Origin of the sequence: Candidatus Profftia lariciata, assembly GCF_020541265.1 — a bacterium.
Classification (GTDB): domain Bacteria; phylum Pseudomonadota; class Gammaproteobacteria; order Enterobacterales; family Enterobacteriaceae; genus Profftia; species Profftia lariciata.
This window is the reverse complement of record NZ_CP045925.1, coordinates 445574-465296: the sequence shown is the minus strand read 5'-3', so window position 1 is coordinate 465296 and position 19723 is coordinate 445574. Positions and strand designations below refer to the sequence as shown.

The 19723-nt window shown below is 24.1% G+C and carries 8 protein-coding genes and 1 pseudogene; 5 read left to right on the top strand and 4 right to left on the bottom strand.

Translation table 11 applies throughout. The features are described 5' to 3' along the window. Positions 1–64: 64 nt before the first annotated feature. A complete protein-coding gene (recC, locus tag GII40_RS01075) occupies positions 65–3427 on the bottom strand; it encodes an exodeoxyribonuclease V subunit gamma (protein WP_226813550.1) in 3363 nt (1120 codons plus the stop codon). Positions 3428–3649: 222 nt separating this feature from the next. Between recC and mpl the strand changes: the two genes are divergently transcribed. From mpl to matP, 3 genes are all read left to right on the top strand, one after another. Then, positions 3650–5020 carry a UDP-N-acetylmuramate:L-alanyl-gamma-D-glutamyl-meso-diaminopimelate ligase gene (gene mpl / locus GII40_RS01070; protein WP_226813549.1) on the top strand — a complete coding sequence of 457 codons (1371 nt, stop codon included), beginning with the start codon at positions 3650–3652 and terminating at the stop codon, positions 5018–5020. Between the two features lie 912 nt (positions 5021–5932). Beyond that, entirely contained in the window at positions 5933–6652 is a 720-nt protein-coding gene (gene bamD, locus GII40_RS01065; protein WP_226813548.1) for an outer membrane protein assembly factor BamD, read from the top strand. 2937 nt (positions 6653–9589) lie between these two features. Continuing rightward, positions 9590–10045: a macrodomain Ter protein MatP gene (gene matP / locus GII40_RS01060; protein ID WP_226813547.1), complete on the top strand. Its 456-nt coding sequence runs from the start codon at positions 9590–9592 to the stop codon at positions 10043–10045. Between the two features lie 802 nt (positions 10046–10847). Here matP and cynS read toward each other — a convergent pair. The 3 genes from cynS to lptF form a co-directional block, all read right to left on the bottom strand. Continuing rightward, complete coding sequence (gene cynS / locus GII40_RS01055) at positions 10848–11318, bottom strand: cyanase (protein WP_226813546.1); 471 nt, start codon at positions 11316–11318, stop codon at positions 10848–10850. 279 nt (positions 11319–11597) lie between these two features. Next, complete coding sequence (lptG, locus tag GII40_RS01050; protein WP_226813545.1) at positions 11598–12668, bottom strand: LPS export ABC transporter permease LptG; 1071 nt, start codon at positions 12666–12668, stop codon at positions 11598–11600. 4 nt (positions 12669–12672) lie between these two features. Then, a complete protein-coding gene (lptF, locus tag GII40_RS01045) occupies positions 12673–13770 on the bottom strand; it encodes an LPS export ABC transporter permease LptF (protein WP_226813544.1) in 1098 nt (365 codons plus the stop codon). 900 nt (positions 13771–14670) lie between these two features. Here lptF and GII40_RS01040 point away from each other — a divergent pair. After that, a complete protein-coding gene (locus GII40_RS01040; RefSeq protein ID WP_226813543.1) occupies positions 14671–16182 on the top strand; it encodes a leucyl aminopeptidase in 1512 nt (503 codons plus the stop codon). A 610-nt stretch (positions 16183–16792) separates the two neighbouring features. Further along, a pseudogene (locus GII40_RS01035) lies at positions 16793–19444 on the top strand (valine--tRNA ligase); the annotation flags it as partial. Between the last annotated feature and the right edge of the window lie 279 nt (positions 19445–19723).

The following is a 19723-nucleotide window of genomic DNA, read 5'->3' as shown; positions in this document are numbered from 1 at the left end:
TGAAATCATAAGATAACTAATAATTTTGTAAATTCGGTATTACCAATATATAAGTCTAAACATTTTAAACTAAATTATTTTGTATTAACGGTAAATAATACTGTTCAGCTACTTGTTGAATCTTATTGATTGTCTCGTTATCTAATGTGGATATAATGCGCTTTATATAAGGATCTGATCTCTCGCCTGTTACACCACTTACTCCTTCCCATGCCGATAAAAGTTTTTTGTGTGCTCTTATCTGAATGACATCAGTTCTATTTATTAAACTGGAATCTTTATGAAAGCATGCGTTAAGCCATGCCCAACCAGTTTTAGGCAGCAATAAAAGTGGATAACTACGACCTCTGCAATAACCGTCAAGTAATGATAATATATTTTTTTTAGCATCTATTGGCGATAAAGGTGCAAAATACCATGAAGATTTCTCGAGGCCAAAATATCGGCTTGCTCCTGTGCCACCACTACAGCAATAAAGTAAATGCTCAATCCATAATGTTATACCATCTATTACTCCTAGTATAGCTGGTCTCCATCGTAACAAACCATTATTTTGCACTTGATGTAATCGACCAACTATCTGTATATTATTGACTATATAATTAATTTCAATTTTACATCCAGGTTGAAGATATTTTTTTACTTGTTCAGTCACTTCTTGCATTGCTCTCTCTTGTGTGTTCCAGTATAATGTCCCAAAAGTACCATAAGGTAACCTTCCAGATAAGTAAAAATACTTAAATAAAGATATACTTTCATTATTGTAAATTAACTTATCTAATAACTTAATATTTATTTTATAGCGACTTAGATAATCTAGTGTAAAAGGTTCATTATCAGGAATGTTAGTTACTTCTCGAGAAAAATAAATACCAAGACGCATCTGAAAGAAAGCTCGAACTGGATGCCGGTAAAACTTAATTAATTCATCTAGAGTAATTATAGTAAAATTTTCTAAAGGTAATTTTATAGCAAAAGTATCATGTGTTATACCATTACCTAAAGCAGCAGGTAACCACGTATGATTATAACTTTGATTTGCACTATTAATAATATAGTTAGCTGATGCAAAGGGAACACGTGGATGCTGGATTTTTAAATATTGCATAACATTGTTTGTACTACAATCAAAATCTATATCTTTATCTCCGGTCATATAATGACTTTGAGCAATATATTCCAATAATTCCTGTACCATAACTGAAGGTGATTGCTTAGTATTATTCTGAATAGATCGACTTATATAACTAATATAAAGACATTGTTGTGCTGATAACAAAGCTTTAAGAAATAAATATCGATTATCATTATATTTATTAGGATCGCCTTTTTTCATCTGTTGTTCCATAAGATCAAAACTTATAGGCGTGATAGAGTACGGATAGATATTTTCATTCATGCCGAGCAGACATACCACTTTAAATGGAATAGAATGCATAGAAGTTAAATTACAAAAAATTATTGATCCTGTTAAAAATCCTTGATTAATACGTTCATTTTTTAATCTAGATGTTAATTCATCACGTAAAATAGTAATTGGTATTTCTTGTGGATACTCTGCACTTATACCATAATGAATAATCTTAAGCCATTCATTTTCTATAAGAGATATCACAGTATCTGTTGTATTATCTTTTACAAAAAACGCGTTTAACATGTCACGACATAGAAATTGCCAATTTTTCATGTTATATGTACCGCTCAGTCGTGTACGCCAATGACAGAGAGTCATCAAAAAATTTGCTAGTTTACCAATTAATTCCGCGATAAGACCACTAGATTCATCAAAAGGTAAAATCCCATTCCAATCACCAGAATTGCTATCCATAGCATAACCAAGTAACATGCGAGTTAAGCCAAACTGCCAAGTATGTTGACCAGTTACTGGTAAATCTAAATTACGCACGTGATTATCATCTAATCCCCAACGAATACCAGATTTGTTAATCCAATAACGTAAAAGACGTAAGTCATCTCCGTTAATACCAAAATGTGTAGCTAAAGATGGTAATTCAAGAAAATTTAGAATATTATCAGTAGTAAAACGACTATTAGGTAAATTTAGTAAGTTAAGGAATATTGGAATAATTGGATATGTATTATGTATGCTGCGATCAGAAATAACAAAAGGTATATAACGATTGCATTGAGTATTGCCAAATACAGCCTGAATAAACGGTGTATAATTATCAATATCTGGAACCATTACTATAACATCACGTGTGGTAAGAGTAAGATCTTGATTAAACATATCAAGTAATTTATTATGTAAAACTTCAATCTCACGCTGAGGGCTATGACAAAGATTGACACTAATACTGCGATCACCTATATTAAAGAGTCTTTTTCCTTTGCTATTTTTACGATATTGTGAGCTATTGATAAGATGACTATGATTTTCTAATTCTAATAAGTCTCGTTGAATGCGCATCAATAAATAATCTGTAGATAAATTAACAAAAATATGTATTTTTTGATGTTTATATTTAGATAATAAATAGATATAGTTATTACCTAATGTTCCCCAAGATGCCAATAAGGGATTACTAAAATTTCGTTGGTTACATATATGCATTATCTTAGATTCTACCTGAAGATCATGTAAATTATTAATATCGGGTTGTTGCTTAATATGTTTAAGATTTTGTATTATAGCGTTACATGTATAATCTTTATCATTACCCCAATAATAACGACAAGGATTAAGAATCATCATATGTACATCAATATATTTTCCTAATATTTGAAAAATCTCTAAATAAATCGATGGCATAGTTGTCATGTCATAAATAAAAATACGCTTAGGTAGTTTGTGAGGATATTTTATTGTCTTTTTTAGTATATAAATTAATTGTTTATATAAATTAGTACTGTACGAAGTAGATTTATCAAAATTGATATGATATTTTTGCAATGCTACCCATAGCAGAGCTTGCCATTCTTGTGATTTATCTAGCCCTTCCACGTTTTTGTTTTGCTCCCAAATATGTAGCCATTCTGGGCGATATAATAAGTACTGGTTATAAAGTATTGCCATATAAGATGTAAGCTGAAACATTTTTCGATAATCTTTGTCATCAGAAAGATAAATGACTAAAGGTTTAAATGCTGGATGACTGATCATTTGTGGTAATAACCACATTAATCGCCACGTCATAGTACCTTTATTATAGGTATTTACTTTTGACATCTCTGGGATTAATAGAGTAAATAATTTCCAAATAAAATTAGTTGGTGAAGAAAATTTGATATTAGCTGCTATACCACAATATTTTGCTAACTCTACTTGTAACCATTGTGCTAGACCATCGTATTGCACTAATATTATTTCTTGCTCAAGAATATTCTGTAAAGGTTGTTGTTCAATGTATTTGATAAGAATTTGTTTTAATGAATCTAATTTATTTGAGTAATAAACAATAAACATACTTTCTCCCCACAATAAATATTAATATATTCATAATATTTATAATATTTACTATAAAACAGATATACATTACTTTTAATTAAATAATAAATATTTTTATAAAAAATTACTTAATTAAGCATATTTTATTTATATATAAAATTTATTTTTAGTTATTTTATTGCAAATATAATTCTGGTAATATTATGATAATATAAAACAATTACATATAATTAAGACAAAATGCATATTCATATCCTTGGGATTTGTGGTACCTTCATGGGCGGACTTGCTTTATTAGCACGGACATTAGGACATCAAGTGACCGGTTCTGATGATCATATTTATCCATCTATGAGTACATTATTAGCAAAAGAAGACATCAATATTATGAAAGGATATGATGCTTCACATATCATGCCAATACCTGATTTAGTTATTATTGGTAATGTAATAACAAGGGGTAATCCTTGTGTAGAAACTATTTTAGAACAAAATGTTCCATATATTTCTGGGCCACAATGGCTTTATAATCAAGTTCTACGCTATCGTTGGGTTATTGCAGTGGCAGGAACACATGGCAAAACTACAGTAGCTAGTATGATTGCATGGATCTTAGAGGATTACGGTTATGAACCAGGATTTTTAATTGGTGGTATTCCTGGAAATTTTAATATTTCTGCACGTATGGGTAATAATGAATTATTTATTATAGAAGCAGATGAGTATGATTGTGCTTTCTTTGACAAACGATCTAAATTTATGCACTATGCTCCACGTTTATTAGTCCTAAATAATATTGAATTTGATCATGCTGATATTTTTAAAGATATAAAAGATATTCAAAAACAATTTCATTATTTAGTACGCTTAGTACCAAAAAAAGGACATATTATTTTTCCTGCTAACGACAAAAATATTCAACAAGTAATAGCGATGGGTTGTTGGAGTGAACAAGAAGAAATAGAAGGCAACACAGGAGTATGGAAAGCTCGTAAACTGAATATTGATGCAAGCCATTTCGAAGTATTATTATATGGCAGAGTAGTAGGACAAGTGTCTTGGAATTTAATTGGTGAACATAATATGTATAATGCTCTTATGGCAATTGCTGCTGCCCGTCATATTGGTATATTACCAAATGATTCTTGTCATTCTTTAATAAAATTTATTAATGCTCGTCATCGTTTAGAATTATGCGGTGAAGCTTTTGGAGTAAAAGTCTATGATGATTTTGCTCATCATCCAACCGCTATTAGAGCAACTCTTACTGCTCTTCGCCATAAAATAGGTATAGCTGCAAGGATTCTTGTTGTGCTCGAACTTCGTTCCAATACCATGAAAATGGGCATACATAAACATACATTAGCTCCAGCATTAAGTTATGCAGATGCAATCTTTTTATTCCAACCTAACGATATTTCTTTGTTAGTTATAGAAGTAGCAAAAAAATGCATACAACCTACATATTATAGTGAAGATATTAATTTACTGGTTAATATCATTGTAAAACAAGCACAACCAGGAGATTATATTTTAGTTATGAGTAATGGAAGATTTGAGGGAATTCATCATAAATTATTAAAAGCATTAATTCATAAAAAAGAATTATAAAAATATTTATTTTTTGTATTAAATTATACTATCTTTCTATCATATAATACTTAATCAGAGTATTATAATAACTGCTAACTACTTGATTATTTATTAAAATTAAATGATTCATATAAAAATATTTAGACATGTACAGTTACTACATTAATTTATCTTATTTTTATATAATATATCTTAATATAATGTTATCTTGTTTCATCATAAATATGATTCTAATCTTTATTGCATGATACAGCAAAAAACTTTTTTCTAATTAATAAAAATTTAAAGTTGTAGTATTTTATAAAAATATTTAATACATTATTTAGTTAGCATCATAGTTTAAACATAAGGAATATTTATATAAATATGTTAGATATTAAAATACATACTCATAAATTAATTATAATAATATATTTTTAAATTTTTTAAAAATAAAAAATATTACGTTTATAAAACAGTAGATGATATGATATATTTAATTGATTGCTTCATCATTTATAATAATAAATAATAAAAATCACTGATTTAATTATAAAATAACAAGCATTCAAATATTTATTGTATTATAAATTTTAATAAGATGCTATGCCTACAATAATTTGAGATAAATAAATACAATAATATTCTATTACTCAGAAATATTACTTAAAAAAATTAAAATATATCTACTTAATAATAGATGATTATTTATATATTAATAATAATATTATTGTATTATAAAATAATTCATAATAAAACATATTAGACTAAAAATTAGTATTTTGTATCACTTAATAATTATTTTTATATAGTATAATTACTGAATTATCGATTTTTTATGTAATTAACTTTACAATATCTAAATATTACTATGTATAATATGTAAGTATAATTTAATTATAAGCTTCATATAAAATTGCTAATAACAATAAAAAGAATAATGAAAAAATTATGAAGTATATACAGTATATGATGATTACTATCACGGTTATATTAGTCTTAATAGGGTGTGCTCGTTCCCAAAATTCTATATCTAGTAATATCCCTTCTAAAATTTATGCTGTAGCACAGAAAAAGTTACAAGATGGTAATTTTAAAGGAGCTATCAAGCAACTAGAATTATTAGATAATTGCTATCCTTGTGGACCATATGCGCAACAAGTTCAGTTAGATCTTATTTATGCTTATTATAAAACAGCTGACTTACCTACAGTGGAAATATTAATCGATCGTTTTATGCATTTGAATCCAACATATCCTGATAATGATTATGTTTTATATATGCGTGGACTAAGTAATATGGAGCGAGATAATAACGAGCTTCAGGTATTTTTTGGTATTAATTATGCTGATCATAATCCAGAGTATGCTAATCAAGCTTTTCAGGATTTTAGTAATTTAATTCATCGTTATCCAGATAGTAAATATAGGACAGATTCTATAAAACGTCTTATTTATTTGCAAAATCGTTTAGCAGATTATGAGAAATCTATTGCGGAATATTATAATAAACATGGAGCTTATATAGCAAGTATTAATCGCATAGAAACTATGTTACGTAATTATCCTAATACTCAGGCAACACGTTCGGCTCTACAATTATTATATGATGATTATAATAAAATAGGCCTAAAAAATCAAGCCAATAAAGTGGCACAAATTATTCCATAATTTTTCAATTAATACAAACTAGTTTTTTAACTATGAAGATAATTTTTAAGATAAATAATAAATAATTTTTACATATTATATTTTATTAAAAGAAATTAAGAATTATATAAAATATTTTGTAATAACTATAACGAAGTAGTACTTTATAAATTTTATTTAATATTTTTGTTAAAAAATTTCATATATAACATAATATATAATAATTATTATCTCATATTAGATGGATAATTAATATTATTTTTTTTAATTATATTTTTTTATTAATCTACTATTAAATAATAGTAATTTTAATATTTTTATGCAAAATTATTTTAGCAAAATATTTTAAATATCTATATTAAATATTTTTATATTTATTTGTTATTCTTTAATTCAAGGTATTTATATATAAAAATAATTTATTAAAAATTTAATTAAACATTATAAACAATATGATTTGAATAATATTTTTTATTTGTTTAGTTACATATTTAAGACTATTAAATAATATATAACTTATTTAGTGTATATAATAAATATTATTATATTTTATGTTAAAAATTATTTTTTTAAATTATTAGATGTATTAAATAAACTAAATAAATATTAATTTTCATAAAATAATTTTATATATATAGGATATTTATGTAATCATATTTTAAATAGATAGTATATTAATTCATTTTATATACTTAATATATCAATTATATATTTATATTAATAATGAATAATATTATGCTCAATATTTTATACATTACATCAAATAATATAATTGTTAAAATAATGGTATTTTATTTTTTAATGTACAGTTAAATATAGATGTATTGATAAATAGTAATAAAGGCATATAAATAATATTATATTAAATGTCTATATTGTATATATAAAGATAATAAGAATTATTTTTAAACTTTTTTATTATTAAAGGATACAAAAATAAAAAATATTCTACTATCATAACAATATATTATTCATTTAAAGCAAATTACCTATAAATATACAATATATAAATATTCTATATATGTTTATAAAAACTTATATAAAATATTATATATAATTAATAGTATATAAATTACTTAGTATAATATAATTATATTTTTCTCTTAAATATTAAAAATAGCTTACTTGTAATAACTGTATTATATGTTTGTAATCATAATAAATCATCAAAAACAAATAATTAAATTAATTTAACATAATTTATAAAAATTATTAATTTTTTATAAAAATAATTTTTAAATTAATAATGATTATTTTGACATAAAACAATAATATTATTTGAATATAATTTATTATTTATTTACTAGATCATCTCAGTAATTATTATAGTTATAATTTTAGCAATTAATTAATAAATGATTATTCATATTAATTTTTTTATATTTACATATACTTTATTAAATTATTTTATACTATAAAAAAGTACTTTATATATTATGGATATAATATTCTTTTTAAGAAAAAATATATATTAATATATTGATATTTACTAAATAATGATTCGATAAGTTAGTTGTACTAAATTAAAGTATTAATTCGTTAGTAATATTATTAGGCAATACATAATAATATATTATAATCATATAGTAAATTTTATAAAAAATTTAATAAAAGATTAACTTTTAATATAATTAAATATATTATTTATTACAATTAATATATTTATATATTATTATAATTTAATAAAAGATATAGTTAAGTAATATTTATACATTATATAATATTTTATAATACACATAACTAAAAGTATTATCTAAAGATATGCAAAATTAAAAAGATAGTATTATCTTTACAAAAACTAACTTTCAATTCATATTATATTCATACATAAAATATCATTTTTATTACAACTATTAACAAGTAAGAAAAACATTATTAATTAACTTATTTTAACATGTAGTAAATTTTAGATATAATATATTATATACACTATATTACATTTTTTATTTTTATTATTTTCAAGATTACTTGCAATACTTAAAAATAATAAAATTAATTTTAGAATTTATAAGTAATGTAAATAATTAATTTTTATTATTCATTTATATTTCTTTGTAATTGCTATATAAGATTATCTTAAATCTCATAAATAAAGAGACTATATTCACTAAAATTAAATTTTTATATCAATCAATTAAGAGTGATTAATAGTAATTAATAATCATTTTAATAATTTCCTATATATTATATAGTATACTATTTAATAGTAATGTTATGTAAATACAATATTCATCTAGTAATAATTGTTTTATTATCTATAACGTTTTTATATTTTTTAAAAAAATTAGTTTATCTGCATCATGAGTAATATTAATAATATAGACAATATTTATCACTACTTAAATGAGTAAATATAAATATTTAACACTAAATGATCTTATGAAAGATTATTTATTTGTTCATTATGAATAAATTATTAACAAATAAATAATTTATTTCATTGATTGAGATAGTAATGATAAATTGTTTAATACAATATTTTATAATTTATTTAACTATTATTTATAATAAGACTACAAAAAAATATTAAATAAATAATATTAATTATAAATTAATAAATATCTTATAAAGAATTAATGCAAGAATTATCATTTGTTGTTTATTATAAAGAAATAAATTATTATTAATTAATAATTTATTACATTATTAATTAACAAGATTTATAATAATTGAATTATAATCAAATTTAATAATAACATAAATTGTATATAAGAAATAATTATTTTAAATAGCTTAATGAAATAATTTTTTACACCATACTTTAAAACATTATGATCTTAAATATCTTATTTAAAAAAATATTTAATATTGATAATTAAGATTTATAAAGAAATTGAATTATTTTATGTGTATATATTTAATATTAATTCTTTATTAATTTAAAAAATTAAATATACAAATTTATAAAATTGTTATTTATTATAAATAATATTATCGTGCTGATTGGTAAACATATTGATGAAATATCAACACATTAAACATATAGAAAATGATTGGAAGTGGCAATATTTAATAAAAAAATATCGTGAAGGTAAGCCTATTACTCGTGATCTAGATAATGATTTGACCCAACAAGCTATTGATATGCTGCTAAAATATAAGAAAGAACCAATATGTATTCAAGAGTGGATACAGCATTATATCAATATTGATTTGCAGAAAAAAATGCAACAAACTATACGAGCACGACGTAAACGTTACTTTAATTCTCAGAATATACATACAAGTAAAAAATCAATTGATTTAGAATACTTAGTATGGCAACGTCTATCTATACTAGCTAGCAATCATAATATGACATTATCAGCAATTATTATGAAATTAATAGAAGACGCTGAAAGTAAGAAACAATACGTAAATAAGATGTCATCACTACAAAAAGATCTTCAGTCTTTTTTTACTAAAGATAAATAAATAATATAACAGTAAATTCTATAAAATAATTATAACGTTATTTACAATATTAATTAATGCAATAATTAGTATTTTTAATAAAAATATTTATATAATATTACTAGAAAAATTTTATTAATTTACTGCGTTTATAAATTAATATTGTACTATTTAACAATGCGATTAAAAATAGAGTATTTGTATTTTAGTATGCTAATGTATAAAGAACATATTTAATATATTAAAACTTTTATAATAAAATTTTTAATAACATTATCTATAAAATATTATAGATTGTATTTATATAAAAAACATAACTATTTATACATCATAATATTTTTTTATATATAAAAAAATTATATCAATACAATATGTTTAACTACATAAAACATTTTTTATTTTTTAATAAAATCATATATTAATGATATTGTTACTAATTTAATACAATAAATATAATAATATTAATTAAAGATTATTTTATTAATTAATTATAAAAAAATAATATTTATTAAGAATTATTATTATTAACTAATAATTAGAATATATTATATATTGTATATAATAGTAATATTATCTCAACTTTAAAAGTTAAATAATAGTGTCTTAATAAGTGCTATATATGAATATATATAAAAATATTTTCTCCTAAATTAGGATAAATGTTTATGTATTACTAATATTAAAAAAAAGATTTTATTACAATATCTAATGATATAAAATTAGATAAATAATATACTTACTAAGTAAAATACTTTAAAATATTTAGTTTATTAAAAACAATTTTATTTTTTATAAAACATAATAAACGATTAATTTATTAAGATTAAAATGGATTTATTGGTAAATATTTACCATCAAAGATAATAATAGCACGAAATCCACCTTCTGGATCTTGTACTTTTTTAATATCTATTTTAAAATTAATTGCACTAATAATACCGTCACCAAATTGTTCATTAATTAATGCTTTTAATGTTGTACCGTAAACTTGTAATATCTCATAAAAACGATAAATAGTAGGGTCAACTGGAAAATGGTTTGAAATAGCTCCACGCATAGGAGTAGCCTGAAGTAATTTGACTGCTGTTGCTGACAATGCTAATTGTTTAATAATTTTTTGTGCAACGTATTCCGGTAACGGATGCTGCCCCAATAAAGCTGCAGTTACAAAAACTATATGCATATTAGTATTTTCTGCAAGATCTTGCCATGATAAATTTTTTGCTATTTTTGCCGCAATAATATCTTCAGTTAATGCGATACGAGAAGCTTGAGTAGCTAATACTTGAGCCATGATATTCCTATTAAGTTAATGCAAATACTTTATATATTACATTATATTTTTTATACAAGAAAGATGATTATTGCTTATAAAATATTTGTAGTATTATTTTCTTTACCATAAATATATTATTATAAATATAATATACTAATTTAGTCTTTAATATTATTGCCTGTTTATATTGTTATTTGTATAAATTATAAATCAATAAAACATAATTATTGTTATAATTCATTATGATCATAAAATAATGAAATTTAATAATGCAAATATATATTGTATATATTACATTTAATATATTTTTAATAATACATAAATACTAATTAATAAGAATAATAAAATTGGCAGTAATGCACCCATTACCGGTGTCATATTATATACCAAACATAATGATCCTAGTACATGATGTAAAACGTAAAATAAAAAACCAAAGATAATGCCTATTAATATCCTTATACTCATTGAAGAATGACGCAATGGACCAAAAATAAAAGATAGCACCATTAAAAGCATGACTGTAACTGATAAAGGAGCAAAAATTTTACTCCACATATTCAGCTGATAACGTGCAGATTCCTGTCCACTATTTTTTAAATACTTTATATAATTATATAAACTACTAATAGAGAGAGAATCAGGATCCATGGCAACTACACCAATTTTATCTGGAGTTAAATTAGTTTGCCAAGTACTATTTAAAGTATATGAACTAGTAATTTTGTTAGTATTAGTAAGATTAGCTTCTTCTACATGAAATAAATGCCACTGATGTTCTTTAAACTCTGCTGATTGAGCATACCTAAGTTTTTGTAAATGATTATTAACATCAAAACTATAGATACTAATACCATTAATATTATTTTTTCCTGTTACATGTTTAATATAAATAAAGTTATTGCCGTCTTTGGCCCATAGTCCATTTTGTGTAGATAATAATGAGCTGCCATATATTTTTTGAGCGCGATAGTTACGCGCAGCTTGTTCTCCTTGAGGAGCAATCCATTCACTAATAACCATTGTTAAAATAACAAGAGGAATAGTAATTTTCATAACTGATGATACAATCTGTAGAATAGTATACCCTGCAGATTGCATTCCTATTAACTCGTTATACTGTGCTAACATTCCTAAACTTAATAATGCTCCGAGCAATGCCGACATAGGAAAAAATATTTCAATGTCTTTTGGTAAACTTAATAGTGTGTAAACTCCAGCACTAATAGCAGAATAATCGTTTTCTCCAATTTTACGAAGTTGATCGATAAATTTAATAATTCCTGATAATGCTACCAATATTAATAAAGTTTCTATAATAGTACTAAAAATATTAAGCGCAATATAACGATCTAATACTTTTATCATTAAATTAATCTCTTTTACTAAAAATTACTACGCGTATCTTACGCATAAATAAAGTATCCCAAATATTTAACATCATTGCTAAAAAAAAATAAAATATATTAACTGCCCATATTCGAATAAATGGATCGATATACCCTTTAGAAGCAATAGAACGTTGATAACTTTGCAATAAAAAGAAAATTAAGTAAAGTAGCATTGCAGGTAACATGCTAAGTATACGTCCTTGGCACTGATATACATCATTTATTGCTACTACTATTAAAGCCATAACAAAAACGGAAAAAATTAGTGTAAGACGCCAATGTAATTCAGCACGAAAACTACTTTCTTGAGAATTCCATAATTGATTCATTGTAGCTTGATCAGCATTACTGGGCCTCAAAGATACTGCTTGATATCCAATAATTGCTTTATAGTTAATAAAATTAGTAATATGAAAATTACGCAATAACACAGTCCCTTCATAACGAGTGCCTGTATCTAAAACAACTTGTTGAAAATTGTTAGAAAATTCTTGTATATGACCAGTATCAGCAACTATAACAAATGGACGTTGTATTCCTTGAGGATATAATTGAGCTAAAAAAACGTTTTTAAAGTAATTTCCTTTTATATTACCGATAAACAGTACATAATTTCCATTTTTTGAAGTCTGAAAATGACCTTCTACTATAGATGTTAAACTAGGATTAGTTTTAGCTTTTGCTATTACTTTACATGCATATAATGATGACCAGGGGTTAACCCAAAAAACATTAACTAATGCAAACGAACCAGTAATACAAGCAAGAAACATAGCAGTTTTAATAAGTACTATTTTACTAAAACCACAGGCATGCATAACTACAATTTCACTATAAGCATACATTTTACTTAAAGTCATTAATAAACTTAAAAATAAGCTAAGAGGTAAAATAAGCTGTGCTAGCTCTGGTACTCCTAACCCAAGAAGAGGTAATATTAAGTTTATCGGAATTTCTCCATTAACAGCTGCGCTTAATACTCGTACCATTTTTTGACAAAAAAAAATTAACAATAAAATAAATAGAATAGCTATTTGGTTCTTTAATGTTTCACGTATTAGGTATTTAATAATAATCACTATTATTGACGCCTATAAAATCTATTTTTATAAGAAAAAATACTATATAAATTATATTTAATATTTTATATTAAAATAATATAAAAATAATTATCAAAATAGCATTCAATATATCTTATGAAGATATAATTATTTTAAAAAATAAACTTATTATTAATAATAATTAATTTGTTGAAAAATAAATATATAAAATTTGATTATTATTAAAAAAGTATTTATTTAAATTTTATATTTTGAATAAAACAAAAAAATAACTTAATTATATAATAATTTATTATTAAATATATTTAGGTTATTAATATTTACTTTTTAGTAAATTTTTATATAAATTATATTGATTTTATATTAAAAATATAATATTATATTGAATATAATAGTATCTCTATATTTAAGATAATATATTTACTAAAACTAATAATTAGTTATTTATAAAAAAATATTTTATTAAGAATAATGATCTATAAAATAATACTTAATTATATGATCTTTAATATATGACGCAATTTAATAAAATATTTATTTTTTACAGTATAATATTTATTATAGATATATTATAACATATAATGTTTATTATTATGAAAAAATTATTATTGAAATTACTAATAATTATAATACTTTATTAATAATAAATAATTAATTTTTTATATAAATAAAAAAAAATTTATTTATATAAAAATATAAAATTATTAATTTAAAATATATAAATTATTTTTTTCATAATGAATAATTGATATTATAAATTAATAATAACTATTTTAAAAATATTTAAAAATAAATTATAGCATATTCATATTAGAAATAGAAAATTATAATTCTTAAAGAAGAAACATGATATTTAATCAAATTATTGATAATTTATGTACCTCTTTACGCTATTATATTTTATATTCAGGAGAATATATGGAGTTTAGTGTAACAAATATTGACTCAGACATTAAAAAGAGTGATTGCATTGTTATTGGTATTTTTGAATCTCAGCAACTACCCAAAATAGCATTAAAGTTAGATAAAATAAGTAGTAGATATATCAATGATTTCATAAATCGTGGTGAACTAGAAGGAAAACTAGGTCAAACGTTATTGCTACATTATATCCCTGAATTACCTGAAAAGCGTATATTATTAATTGGCTGTGGTAAAGAAAAAGATTTTAAAGAACGTCAATATAAAGAAATAATTAAAAAAACTATTAATATACTAAAATACAGATGTTACATACAAGCTACTTATTTTTTAACTGAATTAAATGTAAAAAATCGTAATATTTATTGGAAAGTACGACTAGCAATAGAAACAATAAAAGATACTCTTTATACTTTTGAGCAATTAAAAAGTAAAAAAATCAAACAACATTGTTCACTAGACCATATAGTATTTAGCGTACCTAATAATGAATTAATTATTGCTAAATGTGCTATTAAGCATGGATTAGCAATTGCATCTGGTATACAAGTAGCTAAGGATCTTGGTAATTTGCCACCAAATCTTTGTAATGCAGGATATCTTGCATTACGTGCTCGTCAATTAGCAGATAACTTTAGTCATAATATAAGTACTGTATTTATCGATGCACAGCAAATGAAGGATCTAGGTATGAATGCTTATCTTGCTGTAGGACAAGGATCACAAAATGAATCATTAATGTCAATTATTAGTTATAAAGGTACAAATGAATCTACAAAAATTAAACCTATAGTATTAATTGGTAAAGGTATAACTTTTGATTCCGGAGGAATTTCTATTAAACATGCAGATAATATGGATGAAATGAAATACGATATGTGTGGAGCTGCATCTGTTTATGGTATTATGCTTATAGTTGCTAAATTACAACTTCCACTAAATATTATTGGCATTTTAACGGGTTGTGAAAATATGCCTGATGGCAATTCTTATCGTCCAGGAGATGTACTAACTACAATGAGTGGTCAGACTGTTGAAGTACTTAATACTGATGCTGAAGGTCGTTTAGTTTTATGTGATACTTTAACTTACGTTAAACGCTTTGAACCAGAAATTGTTATTGATGTTGCTACACTAACTGGAGCATGTGTAATAGCATTAGGTCATCACTTTACTGGGCTTATGGCAAATAATAATACATTAGCTACAGAATTAATACGTGCATCAAAACAAGCTGATGACCCTGCTTGGTGGCTTCCTATGACGAATGAATTTGAAGATCAATTAAATTCTAATTGTGCTGATATCGCAAATGTTAGTGGACGTTATGGAGGGGCTATTACTGCAGCATGTTTCTTATCTAAATTCACTAAGCAATATCAATGGGCACATCTAGATATAGCTGGTACAGCATGGCGTACTGAGAAAGATAAAGGTGCTACAGGACGACCTATTTCTATGTTATCTCAATTTTTATTAAATCGTGCAGGATTATATAAAGAAAATTAAAAAATCAGTAAATATATTTACTGTTTTTAGATAATCTTATTTTTTAGAAAATTATATTAAAACATTGAATGTATTTTCATATCTAGCTGTATATATTATGTATTATGCATTTAACAAGCTAAATAATGTTGATAACATAGGTTATTTATTATTTTATAAAAATTATTAATATAATTGCAAACTGCATATTGTTAATATGTTAGCGTATTATCTAAAATACTCAATATTCACATTCAGGTATAAAAAATATTATTTATTAGTAATACAATACAAGCAATAAATTAAATGAAATTTTATAGCTTTGTAAAAAGTATTAATTCTCAATTGTTATCATCTTATTTAATAAAAAATTATATTACAGAGTTCTAATAAAGTTCTTATACCTTAAATAAGTAGCAATATCTTACGCAATATAATAATCTTTTTGCAAAATTATTACGTATATTTTGTTATGAATTTTTATAAAGTAATATACTTTATTATTAATCAAGATACTTACACATAATTAAAACAATATTTTTATATTATTTATTGTATTAGTATAGAATTTTGATAAATTACTCTTCCTCTAAGAACATCAAGAATATATCACAATTAAAATAGAAGCACTATGGAAAAAACATATAACCCAAAAGACATTGAGCGACAACTATACCTAAATTGGGAACATCAAGGTTACTTTAAGCCACATGGTAATACAAATAAAGAAAACTTTTGTATTGTTATGCCTCCTCCAAACGTTACAGGTAATTTGCATATGGGGCATGCTTTTCAACAAACTTTAATGGATATAATTATTCGCTATCAGCGCATGAAAGGTAAAAATACTTTATGGCAAGTAGGTACTGATCACGCTGGTATTGCTACTCAAATGATTGTTGAACGTAAAATAGAAAGCGAAGAAGGTAAGACACGCCATGATTATGGACGTAATGAATTTATTAAAAAAATTTGGAAATGGCAAAAAGAGTCTAGTAAAGCTATAGCAAATCAGATGCGTCGTTTAGGTAATTCTGTAGATTGGGAACGCGAACGATTTACCATGGATATGGGACTATCTAATGCAGTTAAAGAAGTTTTAATTCGTCTTTATAAAGATAATTTAATTTATCGCGGTAAACGTTTAGTTCATTGGGATCCAAAATTATGCACGGCAATTTCAGATCTAGAAGTTGAACATAGAGAAATTAATGGTTTTATGTGGTATTTACGTTACCCTTTGGCTGATGGGGAAAGAACAATAGATGGTAAAGATTACTTAGTAGTTGCTACGACACGTCCTGAAACATTGTTAGGTGATACTGGAGTAGCTGTTAATCCAGCAGATATGCGTTATAAACATTTACATGGTAAGTTTGTAATAACACCTTTAATTGGACGTCGTATTCCTATTATTAGTGATGAATATGCTGATATTACCAAAGGCACTGGTTGCGTTAAAATAACACCAGCTCACGATTTTAAAGATTATGAAGTTGGTCGTCGTCATCATCTTCCGATGATTAATATTTTAACCTGTAATGGTTATGTGCGAGATAAAGTAGAAGTTTTAGATACAAATGGCAAAAAAACTAACATTTATAGTCAAGAAATTCCTCAAATATTTCATGGTATGGAAAGATTTGCTGTGCGTCGTGCTATAATAAAAATATGTGAACAATTTAATTTATTAGTTAAAATTAAACCTCATATTTTAACTATTCCTTACGGTGATCGTAGTAACGTTATTATAGAACCAATGCTTACTGATCAATGGTATATGCGTACTGCTCCATTAGCAAAAAGAGCAATAGAAGCCGTCAAAAAAGGTCAGATTAAGTTTGTATCTAAACAATATGAAAATATGTACTATTCATGGATGAATAATATACAAGATTGGTGTATTTCTCGTCAACTATGGTGGGGTCATCGCATTCCTGCTTGGTATGATAACAAAGGTAATATATTCTTTGGACACAGTGAAATAGACGTTCGTCGCGAAAATAATATACATGCTAAAGTAAAACTAAAACAAGATGAGGATGTTCTAGACACTTGGTTCTCTTCTGGCTTATGGAGTTTTTCAGCCTTAGGCTGGCCAGAACAGACTAAAGATCTACAAAATTTTCATCCAACTAATTTATTAATTAGTGGTTTTGATATTCTCTTTTTTTGGATAGCTCGCATGATCATGCTAGCTATGTACTTAATTAAAGATAAAAATAATAATCCGCAAATTCCATTTCATACTATTTATATAACTGGTCTTATTCGTGATGATGAAGGATATAAAATGTCTAAATCTAAAGGTAACGTTATTGACCCTATAGATGTAATAGACGGTATTTCTTTATCAGAATTAATAAAAAAACGTACCAATGATATGATGCAACCACAATTAGCTAAAAAAATTACTCAGCGTACTCAAAAAAAATTTCCTACAGGTATTCAAGCATATGGTACAGATGCCCTACGTTTTACTTTAGCAGCAATATCTTCTACTGGTCGTTATATTAATTGGGATATGAATCGTCTCAAAGGTTACCGTAACTTCTGTAATAAATTATGGAATGCTAGTAGATTTGTCTTGATGAATATGCAAGATCAAAATAATAATTTGAATACAAACGAAATAGTACTATCTCAAATAGATCGTTGGATCTTATCCATATTTAATAAAATGGTAAAATCTTATAGCAAAGCATTAGATAATTATCATTTTGATATAGCTGCAAATATTTTATATGAATTTATTTGGAATCAATTTTGCGATTGGTATTTAGAACTGACTAAATTAGTACTAAAAAACGGTTCAGAAACTGAAATACTTAGTGCACGTTATACCATGATTACTGTTTTGGAAGCTTTATTACGTACTGCACATCCGATAATACCATATATTACTGAAACAATATGGCAGAAAATTAAACTTTTAAAAGGTATTACTGCTGATACAATAATGTTACAACCTTTCCCTAATTATGATGCTACACAAATTGACGAACAATCTTTAATTGATATAGAGTGGATTAAGCAAATAGTCACATCTGTACGTAATATTCGTTCGGAAATGAATATTATCTTTAATAAACCACTAAAAATTATGCTACGTGAATGCGGAGCTAAAGAGCAATGTTGCATACAAAAACATCTAATATTTATTAAATTATTAGCCAATATAACAAGTATAACTATGCTACCTAATGGTGATATAGGACCGGCATCAATTACTAAATTAGTTAATGGTATCACACTACTAATACCAATGGATAGTTTATTAGATAATAATACCAAACATAAATTATGTATCTAAATAAATAACTCATATAAATATGATATGAACTATATTAGTATAAAAATATTTAATATATATTTTTATTATTATTAGATTAAACTCTATTATTAATTATAATAGTAATATTAACTATAAAATTAACATAATTATTAACATTATTAAATAATAAAATATTAATATTATTTAATAATTAGTTACAATATACATATATTATGTTTTTATTAAGTACTTAGATGTCAATATAATAAATATTTTATAAAAGATAAT

Coding starts and splice junctions, on each gene's coding strand:
- recC (WP_226813550.1), bottom strand. CDS start 3,427: ATGTTTATTGTTTATTACTCAAATAAATTAGATTCATTAAAACAAATT.
- bamD (WP_226813548.1), top strand. CDS start 5,933: ATGAAGTATATACAGTATATGATGATTACTATCACGGTTATATTAGTC.
- mpl (WP_226813549.1), top strand. CDS start 3,650: ATGCATATTCATATCCTTGGGATTTGTGGTACCTTCATGGGCGGACTT.
- matP (WP_226813547.1), top strand. CDS start 9,590: ATGAAATATCAACACATTAAACATATAGAAAATGATTGGAAGTGGCAA.
- cynS (WP_226813546.1), bottom strand. CDS start 11,318: ATGGCTCAAGTATTAGCTACTCAAGCTTCTCGTATCGCATTAACTGAA.
- GII40_RS01040 (WP_226813543.1), top strand. CDS start 14,671: ATGGAGTTTAGTGTAACAAATATTGACTCAGACATTAAAAAGAGTGAT.
- lptG (WP_226813545.1), bottom strand. CDS start 12,668: ATGATAAAAGTATTAGATCGTTATATTGCGCTTAATATTTTTAGTACT.